This window comes from Pseudomonas sp. GYB4201, from assembly GCF_056312595.1.
Map to the genome: position 1 here is coordinate 1 of NZ_JBWGIG010000060.1, position 19,358 is coordinate 19,358.

The window sequence follows — 19,358 nt, forward strand, 5'->3', positions numbered from 1 at the left end:
ACGCCGCCTGCGGCCGCTGCTACGGGGGGACGCAAACCCCGTAGCAGCTGCCGCCAGGCGGCGTCTTGCTGGAGCACCGCGTGGCCTGGGACGCGGCCTGCGGCCGCTGCTACGGGGGGACGCAAAACCTTCGTAGCAGCTGCCGCCAGGCGGCGTCTTGCTGGAGCACCGCGTGGCCTGGGACGCGGCCTGCGGCCGCTGCTACGGGGGGACGCAAAACCTTCGTAGCCGCTGCCGCCAGGCGGCGTCTTGCTGGAGCACCGCGTGGCCTGGGACGCGGCCTGCGGCCGCTGCTACGGGGGGGCGCAAAACCTTCGTAGCAGCTGCCGCCAGGCGGCGTCTTGCTGGAGCACCGCGTGGCCCCGGACGCGGCCTGCGGCCGCTGCTACGGGGGTGCGCAAACCTTCGTAGCAGCTGCCGCCAGGCGGCGTCTTGCTGGAGCACCGCGTGGCCCCGGACGCGGCCTGCGGCCGCTGCTACGGGGGGGCGCAAAACCTTCGTAGCAGCTGCCGCCAGGCGGCGTCTTGCTGGAAGCACCGCGTGGCCTTGGACGCGGCCTGCGGCCGCTGCTACGGGGGTGCGCAAACCTTCGTAGCAGCTGCCGCCAGGCGGCGTCTTTCAGGCGTGGTTGACTGCTCGCGGGACGCGGCGCCGTTCCTGTAGCACCGCCGGCTGCACGGGCGCCTCCACGGTGTGCAGCGAATAGCGCTGCAGCAGCGCCGCCAGCGCCTCGGCGTCGTTGAACATCATCACGTCGATGATGGACAGGTTGCCGACGAAGGGCTGCTTGAACTGGCGATAATTGATGCCATCGTCCATGGCCAGGAACTTCAGCTCCAGCCCTTGTTCGGCAAAATGCCGGGGGTCGTAGAGGCTGGTGCCGCCCATGGAGTTGATGCAGCGCCGGGCGCCAAACTGCCGGGCGGTGCGGATGACCCGGTCCTGCTTGTCCAGTGGCGCCGGCAGCGTCAGGTCGGAGGCGCGGTAAAATGGCGTGTGAATGCCCAGGTAGCTGCACAGCTGCTTCAGGCTTTGCTCGATGTACAGCGCCAGGTTGCGCTCGGGGTGCAGGATGAGCGCCTCCAGCATTGGCATCACCTGGGCAAAGCAAGGTGCCTTGGCGTAGTTGCTCCTGATGACGTTCAACAGCCGTTGCGCTTCGTCGGCAAAGTTGTCACTGGTTTCGCGTTGATTGATGGCCAGTTCGAAGCTGTCACGTTTCAGCGGAAAGGTCAGCAGCCGCGCCTGGCCGCCGACGAGTATGTTATTGCGGTTGACCCAACCCGACTTGATATATTGCAAGTCGTCGCCCAGCACAAAGACGTCGGCGGCGGCAATTAGTTGGAAATATCCCAGATAAGGAAATAAATACGGCTGCATCATGGCGATTGACGTGAACATTCGGGTGTCCTCAATTGTTTGAATTGTCTGTCGGGCAGCCGTTGCGGCAGTGTTCAGGTGGCAGAGGTGATCAGGAGTTTATAAAGGTTCACGCCGATATTCCGGCCAAGCAGCATCAAGGCTTGCAACTTTTGAAGTGGCGAGATGGCGGCCAGGGAAGCAGTAAATACTTGGGTCAGGAAGTGTTCGTACAAAGGTTGGTTGTCCAGGCGGTAATAATAGTTGGCGAGCGCCTGGCAGGTCTGCAGACTCATGTGCTGCTTGCGTTTTTCCGAACGCATGGAAAAGATGCCGCCGGGGTGCACCCGGTACGCGGCTGGTTTTATCTGCGCAAGAAACTTGCCCTTGCCGTGGGCGCCCAGCAGCGACCACCAGCACATGTCGCTGAGCGGCGCGCCCTGCAACTCACGTGGCATCTCGTGGAACACATTGCGAAAGCACACGGTCAGCGTGGACAACTGGCGGCCCTGCTGCAGCTCTAGGGCGCTGGCGTCGCGGCGCAGCTTGCCTTGCAGCTGCAGGCCCCGTTCACCGTTGATGTCGAAGGCCATGGCATCGTGGAAGGTCAACACATAGTCGGGGTGGGCTTCGAGGAAATCGGCCTGGATCTGCAACTTGGCCGGGTCGGTCCAGTAGTCGTCGCCTTCGCAGTAAGCGATATAACGGCCGCGGGCGTGCTGGAATATATCCGGGATGCATTCCTTGCCTTGCTGGAATTGGTTTTCCGTCTGGTAAAAGGGGCGAATAATGTCGGGATAACGGGCGGCATAGTCCGCAAGTATCCGCGCGGTGGCATCGGTGGAAGCGTCATCGTGGACCAGAACTTCAAAAGGAAAGTTGGTCTGTTGGGCGATGAAACTGTCCAGGGTGGCGGTAATGAAAGCTTCATGGTTATAAGTGGGGCAAACAATACTGACGAGCGGGGCAGGGGAGTTATTGTTCATGGTTCGGCTGCTCGGGCATTAGCCTGTAGGTAAGGTGTTTGCATGATATGACCTGCCATTTTTCAGGCCTCCCTCAGCGCGTTGTGGGTATAGGTATCGTCGAAGAGGTTGTACCTGTCAACTGATGGGAAGGGTGATTTGTAAAATTTGCGATACGCGGTGTTAGGTAGCCTGCTTATAGTTTTATTGACTATGTAAAGTGTCAAAAAAACTGGCTCGGGCGGCGTTAAAGTTATGGCGCCTTAACGCGCGTCCGAACATTGGCGTGGGTTATTTGTTCAAGGAATGCTGCACGGTCAGGATGATCTTGCCCACGTTCGCCGATGACTCCATGCGCCGGTGCGCGTCGGCGGCCCGGGCCAGCGGGTAGGTGCTGTCGACCACCGGCTCCAGGCTGCCGCCGCCGGCGAAACGCTCCAGCCAATGGCTGCTGAACCGTTGGACCATGGCGTGTTTCTCTGGCTGGCTGCGAGATTTCATCACCGTGCCGATGATTTGCAGGTGGCGGTACAGAATCTGCTCAAGCTCCACGCTCACCGTGCCGCCACCGCCCAGGATGCCCACCTGCACCAGCCGCCCGCCGTTGGCCAGCGCTGCCAGGTTGCGGGCGAAATAGGGCGCGCCGATGAAGTCGATGATCAGGTCCACGCCACGCCCGTTGGTCTTGCTGGCGATGACCGCGGCGAAGTCCTCGGCCTTGTAGTCGATGGCCACTGCCGCGCCCAGGTGCTCCACCCGCGCCAGCTTGCCGGCCTCGGTGGTGGCGTAGACGGTGGCGCCGCTGGCGTAGGCCAGTTGCACGGCGGCCGAGCCCACGCCGCCGGCGGCGGCATGAATCAGCACCGAGTCGCCGGCCTTTAGGCGGCCCAGGTGCAGCAAGGCTTCATGGGCGGTGACGAACACTTCGGGAATGGCCGCCGCGTGCACGTAATCCAGCTGCGCCGGCACGGGCATGGCCATGCGGTAGTCAATGCGCGCCAGTTCGGCATAGGCGCCGCCGCCCACCACGCCCATCACCCGGTCGCCGACCTTGAAGCCGCGTACGTCGCTGCCGGTCTCAATCACCTCGCCGGCCATTTCCAGGCCCATGAGCGTGGAGTCGCCGAAGTTGGGCCGCCCATAACCGCCCTTGCGGTGGGTAAGGTCGGCCCGGTTCACCCCGGCGGCATGCACCCGTACCAGCAGGTCGGTAGGGCGTACCTGGGGCGCAGGCACGTCGGCCAGGTGGAGTACGTCGGCGTCGCCGAACACGTCGAATTCGATGGCTTGCATGAGTGTGGCCTCAGATCTGGCTGATGAATTTGTTAGTCAGGTAGTGCTCGATGCCTTCGGTGCCGCCTTCGGAACCGTGGCCGCTTTCCTTCAGGCCGCCGAACGGCAGTTCGGTGGCGACAATGCGGTACTGGTTGATGCCGATCATGCCGGCCTCCAGGCCGTCGGCCACGTCAATGGCGGTGCGCGCGTTGCCGGTGAAGGCATAGGCGGACAAGCCGTATGGCAGGCGGTTGGCTTCGGCCAGGCCGTCGGCCAGGGTGTCGAAGGGCATCAGCACGGCGATGGGGCCGAACGGTTCTTCATGCAGGATGCGCGCGGTCATCGGCACGTCGGCCAGCACCGTGGGCTCGAAGAAGTAACCGTCGCCGTCCATGCGCTTGCCACCGGTGAGCACCCGCGCGCCGCAGGCCACGGCATCGGCCACCAGCGCCTGCATTTTTTTCAGTTGGCGGGGGTTGGCCAGCGGGCCCACCTGCACGTCGGGCTGCAGGCCATCGCCGACCTTCAACGCCCGGGTGGCCTCGACGAAGTGCGTGGCGAAACGTTCGTACACCTCGCGCTGGATGAGAAAACGCGTGGACGAGATGCACACCTGGCCGGTGCCGCGAAAGCGGTTGGCGGCGCCTTCCACCGCGGCCTTTTCCACCTCGGCGTCGTTGAACACCAGCACTGGCCCGTGGCCGCCCAGCTCCAGGGTGATGGGCTTGACGCCTTCCGCCGCACGCGCCGACAGCAACCGGCCGATAGGCACGGAGCCGGTGAAGGTGACCTTGCGAATCACTGGCGAGGCAATCAGCCGTTGCGACACCTGGTCCGGCACGCCGAACACCACCTGCAGCACGCCCTTGGGTAGCCCGGCGTCGTCCAGTGCGCGGGCCAGGGCCAGGGCGGTGGCGGGGCTTTCCTCGCCCGGCTTGATGATCACGCTGCAGCCGGCCGCCAGTGCCGCCGACAGCTTGCGCGCCGGGGTAATGGCGGGGAAGTTCCACGGCGTGAACGCCGCCACCGGGCCGATGGCCTGGCGCTTCACCAGTTGCAGCACCCCTGGGCGGTTGGCCGGTACCACGCGGCCGTCGATGCGCTTGGCGCTTTCACCGAACCACTCGAAGTAGTCAGCGGCGCGCAGCACCTCGTCGCGGCTTTCGGCCAGGGGCTTGCCTTCTTCCAGGGTCAGCTGCGTGGCGATCGCTTCGCCGCGCTCACGGATCAGCTCGGCGGCGCGCTTGAGCACCCGGGCGCGTTCGGCCGGCACGGTGTGCCGCCACACCTCGAACGCCTTGGCGGTCACGGCCAGGGCATGGTCCAGGTCGGCGGCGGTGGCCAGTGGTACGCGGCCGATTTCCTGCAGCGTGGCCGGGTTGACCACCGGGGCGGTGGCGCGGTCGCCGGCGCTCTGCCATTGACCGTCGATGAACAGGTAGAGCGGGGGGTAGGCAGTGTTCATGAATCACCTTCGTTCGGCTTGGGAAAGCGCCGTGCAGCGCTGATGGGAAGCAAGTCTATGGAGGTGGGCCTGACGGATTAAGCCGGGCACAGGGGAATCAATCTTCCACCCGGAGGGAAAATGCGCGGCTGGCTTGCCTGTGCTGCGGTTCGCGCCGATGATGCGCAGCACTAGCCTGCGGAGTAGCTGCAATGGACAAGCTCGCCAACATGGCCGTGTTCACCAAGGTGGTGGAGATGGGCAGCTTCACGGCGGTGGCCAATTTTCTCGACACCACGGTGAACAATGTCTCGCGCGCGGTTTCCGGGCTTGAGGAGTCGCTGGACACCAAGCTGCTGCACCGCAGCACCAGGCGCCTGAGCGTCACCGACGCCGGCCGGCGCTTCTACGAGCGCTGCACGGCGATCCTGGCCGACCTGGACAACGCCGAGGCCGAAGCCCGCGACCGCCTGCACGAGCCGCGCGGCACCTTGCGCGTGCACTGCGTGCCAGGCCTGGCGCGCCACTTGGTGACCCGCGCGGCGCTGGCCTACCGCGCGCAGTTTCCAGAGGTCAGTGTCGAGCTGCTGCTGTCCCAGCGCATGCCCAACCTGCTGGAAGACCAGCTGGATTTGTCCATCGTGATCGCCCGCCACCTGCCGGATTCGGCCTACGTGTGCCAGCAGATCGGCGTGAGCCACTGCGTGCTGGCCGCGTCCCCCGAGTACCTGGCGCGCCACCCCGCGCCGCAGGTGCCCGAAGACCTCGCCGGGCACGCCTGCGTGCGCCTGGGCACCGTGGACTACGCGCCGGATGAGTGGCAACTGCGCAGCGCCCAAGGCAGCGCCACCTTCAACCCCATGGGCGCGCACCTGAGCGTCAATGACATGGAAGCCATGGCCGTGGCCCTGCGCGAGGGCGCGGGCATCGGCCTGCTGGCCGGCTTCGCGGCGTTCGAGGACCTGCAGGCCGGCAGGCTGGTGCGCGTGTTGCCCGGCTACCGCACCGATGAGCGCGGGGTGTACGCGGTGTACACCTCGCGGCAGTTCGTCGACGCCAAGATCAAGCGCTTCGTCGAGGTGTTGAAGGCTCAAGTGGGCACGGCGCTGGAGCATCACGCGACGAGTCTTGGCTGACCTCAGGCCGGCGGAAAACTCGCCAGCTGCGTCTCGGTCACCCGCTTGATCGCCTGGGGCGACTGCCCGAAGGCGCGCAGAAACGCCCGGCGCATGCGTTCGCGATCGCCAAAGCCGCATTCCCGGGCGATGACGTCGAGGGAATGACGGCCCGCTTCCATCATGACGCGCGCGGCCTCCACGCGCAGGTGCTCGATGGCCTTGGCCGGCGACTGGCCGGTTTCCTCGCGGAACAGCCGGCTGAACTGCCGGGGGCTCAGGTGCGCGACGTCGGCCAGGGTGTCCACCGACAGGTCGGTGGCCAGGTGTTCGCGGGCATACAGCAGCGCGCCCTGGATGCGGTCGGTCTTGGGGTCCATGTCCAGCAGCGCGGAAAACTGCGACTGGCCGCCCGAGCGCCGGTGGTGTACCACCAGTTTTTTCGCCACCTGCCTGGCCACCTCGGTGCCCAGGTCCTGCTCGACAATGGCCAGGGCCAGGTCGAGGCCGGCGGTCATGCCGGCCGAGGTCCAGACGTTGCCGTCGATGACGAAAATCCGGTCCTCGTCCATCTGCACGCCGGGGTAGGCACTGCGGAACGACCGGGCGTGGGCCCAATGAGTGGTGGCCCGGCGGCCCTGCAACAGGCCGGCGGCAGCCACCACGAAGGCGCCGGTGCACACGGCGGTGATGCGCCGGGACTGATGCGCGGCGCTGCGCAGGTAGTCCAGCAGGGCGGGTGGGGCATCGTCGACGTGGTTGTTGCCGATGACGATGAGGGTGTCGTGGTGGGTGTCCTTGAAGGTGTCGGTCTGGATGCCGAAGCCCAGGGAGGAGGGCACGATGCCGCCGTGTTCGGAGAGCAGGGTGAGGTGGTAGTGCGGGCCGTGGAGGTCGTTGGCGGTTTCGAAGACGGTGGAGACGGCGAGGCCGAGGATTTGGAAACCGGGGTAGATGAGGAGGGCGATGGTGGTCATGGTGAGCGGTGTCCCAAATAAGTGTGCCAACGCACACGTCTGCCTTTGACTTTGATTCCGTGAGGCCTTTGATCTGCTTTTGATCCGGCTCTTGATCTGGCTCTTGATCTGGCTTTTGATCTTGATTGTATGCCCCGTAAAGCGCCCGGGCCGACTGGAGGCGTCGATCAACGGGCTGCCCGAAGGGCCGAGGCCGCAGGCCGAAGAGACGGTAGCCCGCAGGCTTCTATAGCGGGTGCCGTCTGCCCGTTGAGCGGCGCCGGAAGGAGGGGACCCGTAGCGCAGCGGAGGGCCCAAGCAGGGGCAAGCCTTTTTTGCTTATTTTTTGTCTGGGCCGGCACACCGGGCGTTTGACAAAAAGTGAGCCGCCGTAAGGGCGGAAAAGTGATTTTGCATCACCCTCGGTAATGGATATGTTCATGGCTTTCGAATCTCGCTTCTGACGTTGTTGGACATATCCATTTTCGCGGTGCGACCACCGACCGTTTCGGCCTTACGCCGAGTAACTTTTTGGCAGTCGCCCCAAAAAGTCACCAAAAAGGGCTCGCCCCTGCTTGGGCCCTCCGCTGCGCTACGGGTCCCCTCCCTCCGGCGTCGCCCAGACGGCAAAACGGCCCCCGCTAACAGAGCGGGCGGGCTGCCGTTTCCTTCGGCTGCGCCGAAGGGCCCTGCGGGCTGCCGCCTGGGCAACGCCTCCAGTCGGCCCTGGCGCTTAACGGGGCCAAGATCAAAAGCCAGATCAAGATCAAAAGCCAAAGCCAAAGCCAAAGCCAAAGCCAAAGCCAAAGCCAAAGCCAAAACCAGATCAAGATCACCGGCAGTTAGTGCCGCTTGAATGCCTTGTCCTAAAAAGGTGGATCTACGACATTCACGCCATCCCCACCCATCGTACTCTCCCCCCACACCCACCCACAATCCCGGAGAGCCACCATGACCACCCCAACCCCCAAAGGCACCGCCCTGATCACCGGCGCATCCACCGGCATCGGCGCCGTGTACGCCGACCGCCTGGCCAGGCGCGGTTACGACCTGATCCTGGTCGCCCGCAACCAGCAACGCCTGGCCACCCTGGCGGAAAAACTGCAGGCCGAGACCGGCCGCACCGTCACCCCGCTGGCGGCCGACCTCAATGACATGGCCGACCTGGCCAGGGTTGAAGCCGTGCTGCGCGACGACGCCAACATCACCCTGCTGGTGAACAACGCCGGCGTTGGCTCGGTGGCGTCGATCCTCAAGGATGATGCAGACGCCATGCAAGCCATGATCGGCCTCAACATTACCGCGCTCACGCGCCTGACCTACGCGGTGGCGCCGGCCTTCGTCGCCCGCGGCGCGGGCACGATCGTCAATATCTCCTCGGTGGTCGGCATTGCCGTGGAGATGCTCAACGGCGTGTACAGCGCCTCCAAGTCCTACGTGCTCAGTTTCGGCCACGCACTGCAACGGGACCTGGGCGACAAGGGCGTGCGCATCCAGACCGTGCTGCCCGGCGCTACGGCCACCGAGTTCTGGGACGTGGCCGGTTACGCGGCGCAGAAGGCCGGGGCCAACACCATGACGGCTGCGCACCTGGTGGATGCCGCGCTGGTGGGCCTGGACCTGGGCGAGCCGGTGACCATCCCCGGCCTGCATGAGGAGCACGAGTGGCAGGCGTGGGAGCAGGGCCGCCGCGCGCTGTCGACCAAGTTCAGCCATGCGCTGCCGGCTGCGCGCTACGCAAGCTGAGGGCAGACAAGGGGCTTGATAAATTCAACAAAAAGTGTAAATTTACACTTAATGTTGAATTTATTGAGCCGTTTGCCAGATGCTTTCACCTGACGTCAAAGCCCACCGCCACTTGGTGCTCCAAGTGCTCAAGGCCGCCATCGCCACCCTGGGCAGCGTGCTGGGCCGCAATACCGAGATCGTGCTGCACGACCTTGACCATCCGGAACGCTCGGTGCTGGCGATCGTCAATGGCCATGTTTCCGGCCGCCAGGTCGGCAGCCCGGTGCTCGGTGGGCCAGCCCAGGGCCAGGGCTTTGCCGCCGTGATGCAGGCCGCGGCCGGGCAGGGCGACTGCGAGCCACTGGTGATTGCCGACTATCCCACCCACGTCAACGGCCGCACGTTGCGCAGCGCCACCGCAGTGTTCCGTGACAGCAACGGCCACCCCTTCGCCAGCCTCTGCGTGAACGCTGACCTCACCGGCCTGGGCGCCGCCCAGGCGTTCCTGGATCAGCTGCAGCCGCTGCTGCAGGCACCTGCCGCCACGCCGGCCGAGCCGGCCGACATGGAGGTGCTGATGACCCAGATCATCCACGACTCCCTGGCCCGCCTGGGCCTGGGCAAGCTGACCAAGCAGGCCAAGGTCGAAGCCGTGCGGGTCATGCAGGAACGCGGCCTGTTCATCGTCAAGGGCGGCGTGGAGAAAGCCGCCACGGCGCTGGGGGTCAGCCGCTTCACTGTTTACAACTACCTTGAGCAATTGCGCTCGACTTCCACGTCAACGGACACACCATGACTGCGTCGATCGTGCGTTCGGTGGTCAGCGCGCGGCTGGCGTTCGACCTGGACGTGGAAATAGAAGTACAGGCGCTGGCGCCTGACGTTGCCCATTGAGACTGCCCGGAGCCCGACCATGACCCTGCACATCCACACCCCCCTGATCGAATCGCGCCCCATGAGCGCCAGCGCCGGCTGCGCGGTGTGGCTCAAGCTGGACGCCTTGCAGCCCTGCGGCTCCTTCAAGCTGCGGGGCGTTGGCCATGCCTGCGAGGTTCACCATGCCCGCGGTGCCCGGCATTTTGTCTCCTCGTCGGGCGGCAACGCCGGCCTGGCGGTGGCGTACGCCGGGCGCCGGCTGGGCGTGGCGGTGACGGTGGTCGTACCGCAGACCACCACCGCGCGTGCCAAGGAGCTGCTGGCGCTGGAAGGCGCCAAGGTGATCGTCCATGGCGCCAGCTGGCAGGAAGCCAACGAACTGGCGCAGACCCTGGTGGGCCCGGCCGATGCCTTCATCCATCCCTTCGATGACCCGCTGCTGTGGGCCGGCCACGCCAGCCTGGTCGACGAGGTGGCGCAGGCGGGCGAGAAGCCGGACGCGGTGGTGCTGTCGGTGGGTGGTGGTGGCCTGTTGTGTGGCGTGGTCGAAGGGCTGCGGCGCAATGGCTGGCATGACGTGCCGGTGATTGCCGTGGAAACCGAGGGCGCCGCCTCGTTCCACGCGGCGGTGCAGGCTGGCCACGCGGTGGCGATCGAGCGCATCGACTCGATCGCCACCTCGCTGGGCGCCAAGCGCGTGTGCCAGCAGGCGGTGGACTACCTGGGCGTGCACCCGATCAGCAGCGTGCTGGTGTCCGACCAGCAAGCGCTGCAGGCTTGCGAGCGCTTCCTGCTCGACCACCGGGTGCTGGTGGAACCGGCCTGCGGCGCCGCCCTGGCGCTGGCCAGCCAACCCCAGGTGCTGGCGCCGCATGCCAAGGTGCTGATGGTGGTGTGTGGCGGCGCCACCGCGACGCTTGAGCAGCTGCGCGAGTGGGCCACGGCCTGACCTTACAACGCGTGGTCCACCACCACCTGCAACGACTGCCGCGAACAACGCTCAACCCGCGCCTGCACGTTGTACACGTCGTGGAACAGCGTGGGGTTGAGCACCTGGTGCGGGGTGCCGCAGCCATAGAGCCGGCCCTGGTCGAGCACGGCCAGCTGGTCGGCAAAGCGCGCCGCCAGGTTGATGTCGTGCAGCACCACCACGCCGATCAACTGATGCGTTACCACCTGCGCGCGCACGCACTCCATCACCTTCAGCTGGTAATTGAGGTCGAGGGCGCTGGTGGGTTCGTCCAGCAGCATCACCTGGGGCGTGCGCGCCACCACCTGGGCCAGGCTCACCAGCTGCCGTTGGCCACCGGACAGGCTGTCCAGGGCCACGTCGCCCAGGTGGGCGATGCCCAGTTGCTGCAAAGCGGCCAGGGCCTGTTGCAGGGCGGGGTCGCCGCGCAGGCTGGGGTCCTTGGCGCGCACCGCGGCCAGCACGCATTCCAGCACGCTCAGGGCCAGGTTCGGCGGCAGCGTCTGCGGCATGTAGGTCACCCGCTGGCCGCGCTCGGACGGCGCCAGGCGGGCCAGGTCGTGGCCGTCCAGCAGCAGCGCGCCGCTGCACGGTTCAAGGCCGGCCATGGCCCGCAGCAGGGTCGACTTGCCGGCGCCGTTGGGGCCGATCAGCGCCGTCAGGGTGCCGCGCCGCAGCAGCGGCAGGCTCAGTTCATGCACCACTTGCCGGCGCCCGTAGCGCACCGACAGTTGGTTGACCGCAAGGCCGGGCAGGCGATTCATGAGTGCGCTCCACGTTTGAACACCAACAACACGAACACCGGCACGCCCACCAGGGCGGTGACGATGCCCACCGGCACCACCACCCCCGGCAGAATCAGCTTGCTGGCGATGGACGACAGCGACAGCAACAGGCCGCCCACCAGCACGCTGGCCGGCAGCAGGAAGCGCTGGTCTTCACCCACCAGCAGGCGGGCGATGTGCGGGCCCACCAGGCCGATGAAGCCGATGGTACCGACGAAGGCCACGGCCACGGCGCTGAGCAGGCTGATGCGCAGCAGCGCCAGGAAGCGCAGGCGCCTGACGTTGACGCCAAAGCTCATGGCGCGGTCCTGGCCCATGCGCAGCAGGGTCAGGCGCGGCGCCGCGGCGAAGCTGAACGGCATCACCAAGGCCAGCACCGCCGCCAGGATCGACAGCTTGTTCCAGTTGGCGCGGGTGACGCTGCCCAGGGTCCAGAACAGCAGCTGTTGCAGCACGTCCTCGGTGGCCAGCAGTTGCAGCAGCGACACCAGCGCGTTGCAGCTGAACACCAGGGCGATGCCGAACAGCACCAGGCTCTGCACCCCGGCGCCGCGCAGGCGCGACATGAACTGCAGCAGGAACACCGAGGCGCAGGCGAACACGAACGCGGCCAGGGAAATGGCGCTGTCGTTGCTCAGCCACGCGGTGGCCAGCGGGAACACGATCACCAGCGAGGCGCCCAGCGCCGCCGCCGAGGACACGCCCAGGGTGAAGGGGCTGGCCAGCGGGTTGTCGAGGATGGCCTGCATCTCGGCGCCGGCCAGCGACAGCGCGGCGCCCACCAGCACCGCCATCAGGGCGTAGGGCAGGCGTACGTTCCACAGGATCACCTGCTGCATGGCGTCCAGGCTCTGCGGCTGGACGATGCCGCGCACCAGGGTCGCCAGGCCCATGCCCGACGGGCCGCTGGCCAGGTCGACCAGCAGCGCCACCAGCAACAGCAGGGCCAGGCCGCCGATCAATTGGCAGCGCCGTGCCAGGCGCCGCCGGTAGGCCAGGCTGACGCTGGCCAGGTCAGGCAGTGGCACGGCCATCAGCGGGCGTCCACCCAGTACTGCCCTTGCATCGGGATGCTGAGGAATTGCTGGTTGATCTGCGCCTGGGTCGCCGCCGGGTCCAGGTCCTTGAAGGCCTGGGGGTTGACCCACTTGGCCAGGGCTTCGATGGCCAGCAGGTTGTACGGCGAGTTGTAGAAGTCATGCCACAGGCCATGGGCATTGCCGGCCTGGATGGCGCGCAGGGGCTTGAACTCGGGGCGCTCGAGCACCTTGTGCAGCGACGCCTCGGCCTGCTGCGGGGTGACGCCGGCACCCAGGATCAGCCCCGGCTGGTGGTTGCCGCTGGCCACGTACACGTCCGGGTCGGCCTGCAGGGCGTATTCCACGCTGACGTCGCCCAGGGCGCCGGGCACCACGTCGGCGGCGATGTTGCGCCCGCCGACCAGCTGGATGATCTCGCCCAGGCCGCTTTTACCGGTGGTGTGGCCGGGGGCCTGCCAGACACCGGCCAGCAGTTCCAGGAACACTTTCGGGCGCTGGGCCAGGGCCGGGTCGCCGACCACGTCGGTGATGTGCTTGATGTGCTGCTGGTAGAAGTCCAGGTAGGCCTGGGCTTGCGGCTCGCGGCCCAGGGCCTGGCCCAGGGCGGTCAGGCTGGTCTCGGTGCCCTGCACCGGATTGATGCGGAAGTCGACGAACAGCACCGCGACGCCGGCCTTGGCCAGCACATCGGCCACCGGGCTGTGCTCGGTGGGGCCATGGCCGGAGATGCTGAAGATGGCCAGGTCGGGTTTCAGCGCCAGGATCTGCTCGGCGCTGACGCTTTGTTCGGAGGCCTGGCCGATCAGGGGGATGTCCTTGATCTGCGGGAATTTCGCCGCGTAGACGTCATAGGTGTGGGCGTCCAGCAGGCGCATGTCGTTCTGCCAGCCGACCACGCGGGTGAACGGCGCGTCCTTGTCCAGCAGGGCCAGGGCGCCAATCAGGCGGCCTTCGCCCAGCACCACGCGGTTGACGTGGTCGGGCACCTGCACGTGGCGGCCGAGCACGTCGGTGACCTCGTGGGCCTGGGCGGCCTGGCCGGCCAGGGCCAGCAGCAGGGGGAGGGCGCAGCGCAACAGCGCTTTGGGTGTGAACATGAATATCTCCTCAGTGAAGGGGGCACTTGTAGCCGCTGCCGCCAGGCTGCGCTGGCCGGTGTGAACCCTGAATATCTCCAGTGGGGCACAGGGCCAGCGCAGCCTGGCGGCAGCGGCTACGCAGATAGGGTGTAACTTTCTACACGTCGCTCCAGCGGCGCAGCAGGTTGTGGTACACGCCGGTCAGTTGCAGCAGCGATTCGGCGTCGGCCTGCTGCTGGTCGAGGCGCTGGATAGCCACGTCCATGTCCAGCAGCAGGCTGCGCTGGCTGTCCTCGCGCACCAGGCTTTCTACCCAGAAGAACGCCGCCAGGCGCTCGCCACGGGTGACCGGTTCGATGCGGTGCACGCTGGTGCCGGGGTACAGCACCAGGCTGCCGGCAGCCAGCTTCACCCGGCGCTCGCCGAAGGTGTCGCGGATCACCAGCTCGCCGCCGTCGTAGCTGTCGGCATCGCTGAGGAACAGCGTCGCCGAGAGGTCGGTGCGCACCCGTTCGCGCACGCCCTTGAGGCCACGAATGGCGTTGTCGATATGGAAACCGAACGATTCCCCCTCGCCGTAGCGGTTGAACAACGGCGGGTAGATCTTCTTCGGCAGGGCGGCCGACATGAACAGCGCGTTGTCGCCCAGCCGCGCCAGAATCTGCCCACCCAGGTGGATGGCCTGGGGGTTGTCCTCGGCCAGCTGGCGGTTGTGCTTGGCCCGCGCCGAACCCACGCCGGCGGTGGCCTTGCCATCGCCCCAGGGCTGGACCAGCAGTTGCTGGCGCAGCTGCTGCAGTTCATCGGCGCTAAACAGCGAAGGGATCTCGATCAGCATGGCCAGGCCTCAGAAGCTGTAGTCGACACTGGCGGTGAGGGTGCGCCCGGCACCCGGCACGCCATACAGCTGGAAACCGTCCAGCGAGGCACCGATCTGGCTGTAGTAGAAGGTGTTGAAGATGTTGTTGAGGTTGACGTGCACGGTGGTCTGGGCGTTGACCTTGTACTGCGCGGCCAGGTTCTGCAGCCAGTAGCCGGGGGCCTTTTCGTTGTCCTTCACGTACACCGCGTACACGCCCGAGGCGCCGCTGGCGTAGCTGCTGTTGTTGCTCTGGCCACCCACGTACTTGTTGTCGGTGTAGCGGCGGCGGCCCACGTAGTTGGCGCCGTAGCTCAGGCTCAGGTCATCGGTGACGTCGTAGGTGGTCCACAGGTTGAAGGTCAGGTCGGGAACGTTCTTGGCCTCGCTGCCCTTGTTGGCGCCCTTGGTCTGCACGCTCTTCATGGCCGAGAAGCCGGTGAAGGCGGTCCAGCGGTCGGTGATGTTGCCCGACAGCCCCAGCTCCACGCCGTCAACGCGCTTGGCGGGCAGGGCACGCACGGGCGAGGTCTCGCCTTCGGCGTACTCCCAGGAGTTGTCCAGCTCGGTGCGGAACAGCGCGGCGGTGAGGTTCAGGCGGTCGTGGGCCAGGTCCCACTTGGTGCCCACCTCGTAGGTCTTGGCGCGGGCCGGGGTGTAGTTGCTGGTGGTGGCGGCGCCGTAGATCTGGTTGTTGGTGGACGCGCCCACTGCCGAGGGTTGCGCCGCCGAGCTGTAGGAGGCGTAGATGCTGCCGTTGGGCAGCGGTTTGTAGACGATGCCGGCGCGGCCGCTGAGGGCGCCGTCGCTGCTGCTGATGGTGGCCACGTCGCGCTGGGTGGTCTGCGCCTTCCAGTAGTCATAGCGCAGCGAGCCCAGCACTTGCCACTGCTCGTTGAGGTTGATGGTGTCGCCGAAATAGACCGCCGAGTCGTCCACCACCGAGCGCGGGTCGCCGGAGCCTTCCACGGTCCAGGTGCTGGGGAAGTCGTGGGATGGGTCGGCCATGTCGAAGACCATGTTGCCGGTCGGCACTTCGGCGTCGCGGGCCAGGCCGCCGTAGGTCTCGTGGTAGAACTCCAGGCCGCTGACAATCGAGTGCTGCAGCGCGCCGGTGTTGAAGCTGAAGCTGTAGTCGGTCTGGTTGTCGAGGATAGTGTAGCGCTTGGACTGCCCGTAGTTGTTGCCGCGCAGGATGCCGTAGGCGGTGTTGCTGTTGTTGACGTAGTCGGTGTAGGCGTTGACGGTGCTGTTGGGCACCTGGCTCACGGCGCCCACGCCGGTGTAGCCGAGGTTGGCGCAGCGGGTGCCGCTGCAGGTCTTGTTGCCGCTGGCGTCGCTGGCAAAGAAGCGCGCCGGCGACAGCACCGAGAAGCTGTCGGTGCGTTCCCAGCGCAGCTGGTTGCGCAGGTGTGAGTCGTTGTCGAAGTCGTGCTCCACGCGGGCGGTCAGCGACATCGTCTTGGTCTGCTGGGTGTACAGGTCGGAGCCGTACCAGTTGCTGCGCTTGACGCCCGGCATGGTGTCGCCGTTGGTGCCGCGCTGGATCGGCAGGCCGGTGTCGGGGGTGTTGTCGTCCTTCTGGTAGAACAGGTCGAGGAAGTAGCGGGTGTCGGTGCCAAGGCCGGTGGCGAACGAGGTGGCCAGGCCGTAGCGGTCGTAGTCGACGTTGTCGCGCTCGCTGACCTGGTTGTAGTGGCGCATCAGGTTGACGCGCACCGCGCTGGTGTCGTTGAGCTGGTAGTTGAAGTCGCCGGTGACGCGCTTGTAGGCGTCGGTGCCGATGCCGGCCGAGACCTTGTTGGCGTTGCCCAGGTGGGCTTCCTTGCTCAGCAGGTTGACGCTGCCGCCCACCGCCGACACGCCCGACTCCACCGAACCGGTGCCTTTGTAGACCTCGGCCTGGGCCAGGTTGAAGGTGTCGGTGCGGGTGGACATGCCGGCGTCGCGCACGCCGTCCACGGTCAAGCTCTGCTCCGAGCTGAAGCCGCGGATGGAGAACAGGTCGCCCCAGCCCAGGTTGCCCTCGCCGGACATGAAGGTGATGCCCGGCACGTTGCGCAGCACTTCCTGCAGGCTCTGGGCGTTCTGCTCGGTGATCACCTGCTGCGGCACCACGGTGACGCTCTGCGGGGCGTCCAGCAGCGGCGCGCCGATCTTGGCCGACGACGCACGGTCGGTCTTGTAGAGGCTGGGGCGGTCGCTGTCGACGTTGATGTCGGGCAGGCTGATGGTGCCGCTGGCCTGGGCCGTGTCGGCCCAGCCAGGGGCGGGCACCACGCCCAGGGTGGCGATGCCCAGCAGCGGTGCCAGGGTGCGTTGCAGGGTGAGGCCTGCGGCCGGTGAAGGGGACGACTTCATTTGTACTACCTTGTGTTAAATTGGAATCGATCTTATTTAGATTGGTAGTCTAATGAGCGCTCCCGGCCTGCAAGGCGGGGCTTTGTATCGAAAACGCAGCGTTATTGCGTTCCAACACATTCCATTACATTTGCGCCCGCCAGGGCGGCGAATTTTGACTATTGGTAGCCGCCTGTCCCCGGCCTGCACGGGGCGGGCTTTCATACGCCGAGATAAAAAGCACCTTTGATGAGCAAGCAAGACCACCTGCTGGTCGTCGACGACGACCCCGAAATCCGCCAGTTGCTGGGCGATTACCTGCGCGACGCCGGCTACCAGGTCACCACCGCCGCCGACGGCCGCGAGATGCGCCGGCGCCTGGAGCTGAACGTCATCGACCTGATCGTGCTGGACGTGATGCTGCCCGGCGAGGACGGCCTGAGCCTGTGCCGCGAGCTGCGCGTGACGTCCAACACCCCGGTGATCATGCTCACCGCCCGCGGCACCCTGGTCGACCGCATCGTCGGCCTGGAAATAGGCGCCGACGACTACCTGCCCAAGCCCTTCGACCCGCGCGAGCTGCTGGTGCGCATCAAGGTGGTGCTGCGCCGGGTGCAGAGCTTCCCTGACCGGGCGCGGGTGGACGACGTGGCGCTGATCCGCTTCGGCGCCTGGCAGCTGGACACCCGCGCGCGCCACGTGCTGTCGCCGGCGGGGGTGGTGATCAACCTGGGCAACTCCGATTTCCGCGTGCTGCGCCTGTTGCTGCAGCACCCCAACCGGCCGCTGAGCCGCGAGTTCCTGCTCAACCATGTGTTCGACAAGGCCAGCACGCCGTTCGACCGCGCCATTGACGTGTGCGTCAGCCGCCTGCGCCAGCAGCTGGACCCCGGCCTGATCAAGACGGTGCGCAACGAGGGCTACATGCTCACCGTCGACGTCGACGCACAGCCGTCATGAGGCTGTGGCCAGGCACGCTGTTCGGGCGGCTGGTGATCATCCTGGTGGCCGGCATGCTGGCGGCGCAGTTGCTCACCAGCAGCATCTGGTTCGATGTGCGCCACAGCCAGGTGCTGGAGATTCCCACGCGGCTGATCGCCGCGCGGGTCGCCGACATCGTCCGCCAGGCCCACCGTGACCCGGCGCAGGTGGAGGCGCTGGTGGCCATGCTCGACTCGCCGCGCTTCCACCTCAGCCTCAGCGACAGCGCCAGCACCCGGGAGGAACGCCTGGCCGAGAGCGACGAGCCCACCCAACGCCTGCTGGAGAAGGTGGTGTCGCAGCGCACCGGCTACGTGGAAACCCTGCACCTGCTGCGCCTGGACATGGTCGATGGCGAGAACAAGCGCGTGGGCTGGACCCAGCTGATGGCCGGGCACCCGGCGGCGGGGCGCTACCTGATCGACGTGCGCCTGCCCGACAACCGTTGGCTGCAGGTGCAGGCCCTGGAAGACCAGGGCTGGAGCAGCCGCACGCCCCAGGACATCGTGCTGGACTACATCCTGCGCATTTACCTGCTGCGCATCGTGGTGCTGGTGCTGATCGCCATGGTGGCGGTGCGCCTGGCCATCCGCCCCTTGACCCAGCTCACCGAAGCGGCCCAGCGCCTGGGCCGCGACATTCATCGGGCACCGCTGCTGTTGACCGGCCCGGTGGAGGTACGCCGCGCGGCCGAGGCGTTCAACGCCATGCAGCAGCGGCTGATCGCCAACCTGGCCGAGCGCACGCGCTTCCTGGCGGCCATATCCCACGACCTGCGTTCGCCCATCACGCGCTTGCGCCTGCGCGCCGAGAAGGTCGCCGAGCCCGAGCTGCAGGCGCAGCTGCGCCGTGACCTCGACGACATGGAACAGATGGTGGCCAGCACCCTGGAGTTCGTCGCTGGCGGCCAGGTCAGCGAGGAGCGGCAGCCGCTGGACATCAACTCGCTGCTGCTGAGCCTGCAGGCCGACTTCGACGACCTGGGCGAGCACATCCAGGTGCAGGGCCGCGCCCAGCAGCCGATCCCGGCGTTCGCCCGCAGCCTCAAGCGCTGCGTGCACAACCTGCTGGAGAACGCTGTGCGCTATGGCGGCCAGGTGCAGGTGCTGGTGGAAGACAGCGACGAACAGCTGAGCATCACCATCCGCGACCATGGCCCGGGCATTCCCGAGCATTTGTTGCAGCAGGTGCTGGAACCCTTCTACCGCGTGGAAGGCTCGCGCAACGCCAGCTCCGGCGGCTACGGCCTGGGCCTGAGCATCGCCAACACCGTGGCCGGCGCCCACGGCGGCAGCCTGGTGCTGGCCAACGCGGCCGGCGGTGGGTTGCAGGCGGTGCTGCGGCTGCCCCGATGACGCGGCCTGCGGGGCGGCGTGCGAAACCCCCGTAGCAGCTGCCGCCAGGCGGCGTCCGAACGATGACGCGGTGTTGCCGATGACGCGGCCTGCGGCCGCTGCTACGGCGTGCGCAATGCCTGTAGCAGCTGCCGCCAGGCGGCGTCCGAACGATGACGCGGTGTTGCCTGTGACGCGGCCTGCGGCCGCTGCTACGGGGCGGCGCAATGCCTGTAGCAGCTGCCGCCAGGC

General features: G+C 66.6%; 15 protein-coding genes and 1 pseudogene. 6 read left to right on the forward strand and 10 right to left on the reverse strand.

Features of this window, described 5'->3' with window-relative positions:
• Positions 1–618: 618 nt before the first annotated feature.
• From AC0Z2B_RS31005 to AC0Z2B_RS31020, 4 genes are all read right to left on the reverse strand, one after another.
• Positions 619–1,401, reverse strand: coding sequence for a WbqC family protein (locus tag AC0Z2B_RS31005; protein ID WP_476301839.1), 783 nt, complete (start codon positions 1,399–1,401; stop codon positions 619–621).
• A gap of 53 nt (positions 1,402–1,454) precedes the next feature.
• Positions 1,455–2,345: a glycosyltransferase family 2 protein gene (locus tag AC0Z2B_RS31010; RefSeq protein ID WP_476301841.1), complete on the reverse strand. Its 891-nt coding sequence runs from the start codon at positions 2,343–2,345 to the stop codon at positions 1,455–1,457.
• A 270-nt stretch (positions 2,346–2,615) separates the two neighbouring features.
• Positions 2,616–3,617: an NAD(P)H-quinone oxidoreductase gene (locus AC0Z2B_RS31015; RefSeq protein WP_476301843.1), complete on the reverse strand. Its 1,002-nt coding sequence runs from the start codon at positions 3,615–3,617 to the stop codon at positions 2,616–2,618.
• A 10-nt stretch (positions 3,618–3,627) separates the two neighbouring features.
• Positions 3,628–5,064, reverse strand: a complete 1,437-nt coding sequence (locus tag AC0Z2B_RS31020) for an NAD-dependent succinate-semialdehyde dehydrogenase (protein ID WP_476301846.1) — start codon at positions 5,062–5,064, stop codon at positions 3,628–3,630.
• A 191-nt stretch (positions 5,065–5,255) separates the two neighbouring features.
• On the opposite strand from AC0Z2B_RS31020, the gene AC0Z2B_RS31025 reads away from it, so the two are divergent.
• Complete coding sequence (locus AC0Z2B_RS31025; RefSeq protein WP_476301849.1) at positions 5,256–6,179, forward strand: LysR family transcriptional regulator; 924 nt, start codon at positions 5,256–5,258, stop codon at positions 6,177–6,179.
• A 2-nt stretch (positions 6,180–6,181) separates the two neighbouring features.
• Here the strand turns inward: AC0Z2B_RS31025 and AC0Z2B_RS31030 are convergent, their stop codons facing one another.
• Entirely contained in the window at positions 6,182–7,135 is a 954-nt protein-coding gene (locus AC0Z2B_RS31030; protein ID WP_476301851.1) for a GlxA family transcriptional regulator, read from the reverse strand.
• Positions 7,136–8,065: 930 nt separating this feature from the next.
• Between AC0Z2B_RS31030 and AC0Z2B_RS31035 the strand changes: the two genes are divergently transcribed.
• The 3 genes from AC0Z2B_RS31035 (at position 8,066) to AC0Z2B_RS31045 (ending at position 10,667) form a co-directional block, all read left to right on the forward strand.
• The gene (locus tag AC0Z2B_RS31035) at positions 8,066–8,860 is read left to right on the forward strand and encodes an SDR family NAD(P)-dependent oxidoreductase (RefSeq protein ID WP_476301852.1); all 795 of its coding nucleotides are present in this window, start codon (positions 8,066–8,068) and stop codon (positions 8,858–8,860) included.
• Between the two features lie 79 nt (positions 8,861–8,939).
• Entirely contained in the window at positions 8,940–9,638 is a 699-nt protein-coding gene (locus AC0Z2B_RS31040; RefSeq protein ID WP_476301855.1) for a helix-turn-helix transcriptional regulator, read from the forward strand.
• Positions 9,639–9,755: 117 nt separating this feature from the next.
• On the forward strand, positions 9,756–10,667 hold the full coding sequence (locus tag AC0Z2B_RS31045) for a pyridoxal-phosphate dependent enzyme (protein WP_476301857.1): 912 nt from the start codon (positions 9,756–9,758) through the stop codon (positions 10,665–10,667).
• A 2-nt stretch (positions 10,668–10,669) separates the two neighbouring features.
• Here AC0Z2B_RS31045 and AC0Z2B_RS31050 read toward each other — a convergent pair.
• The 5 genes and pseudogenes from AC0Z2B_RS31050 to AC0Z2B_RS31070 form a co-directional block, all read right to left on the reverse strand.
• Positions 10,670–11,362, reverse strand: a pseudogene (locus tag AC0Z2B_RS31050) (ABC transporter ATP-binding protein); the annotation flags it as partial.
• Positions 11,363–11,448: 86 nt separating this feature from the next.
• Entirely contained in the window at positions 11,449–12,507 is a 1,059-nt protein-coding gene (locus AC0Z2B_RS31055; protein ID WP_476301859.1) for a FecCD family ABC transporter permease, read from the reverse strand.
• Complete coding sequence (locus AC0Z2B_RS31060) at positions 12,507–13,610, reverse strand: ABC transporter substrate-binding protein (protein WP_476301861.1); 1,104 nt, start codon at positions 13,608–13,610, stop codon at positions 12,507–12,509. The genes AC0Z2B_RS31055 and AC0Z2B_RS31060 overlap by 1 nt, the downstream gene beginning before the upstream one ends.
• 139 nt (positions 13,611–13,749) lie before the next feature.
• On the reverse strand, positions 13,750–14,430 hold the full coding sequence (locus AC0Z2B_RS31065) for a Fe2+-dependent dioxygenase (protein ID WP_476301863.1): 681 nt from the start codon (positions 14,428–14,430) through the stop codon (positions 13,750–13,752).
• Between the two features lie 9 nt (positions 14,431–14,439).
• A complete protein-coding gene (locus AC0Z2B_RS31070) occupies positions 14,440–16,812 on the reverse strand; it encodes a TonB-dependent receptor (RefSeq protein ID WP_476301865.1) in 2,373 nt (790 codons plus the stop codon).
• Between the two features lie 228 nt (positions 16,813–17,040).
• On the opposite strand from AC0Z2B_RS31070, the gene AC0Z2B_RS31075 reads away from it, so the two are divergent.
• A complete protein-coding gene (locus AC0Z2B_RS31075) occupies positions 17,041–17,751 on the forward strand; it encodes a response regulator (RefSeq protein ID WP_416424975.1) in 711 nt (236 codons plus the stop codon).
• On the forward strand, positions 17,748–19,127 hold the full coding sequence (locus AC0Z2B_RS31080) for a sensor histidine kinase (protein ID WP_476301866.1): 1,380 nt from the start codon (positions 17,748–17,750) through the stop codon (positions 19,125–19,127). Before AC0Z2B_RS31075 ends, AC0Z2B_RS31080 begins: the two co-directional genes overlap by 4 nt.
• Positions 19,128–19,358: the final 231 nt, after the last annotated feature.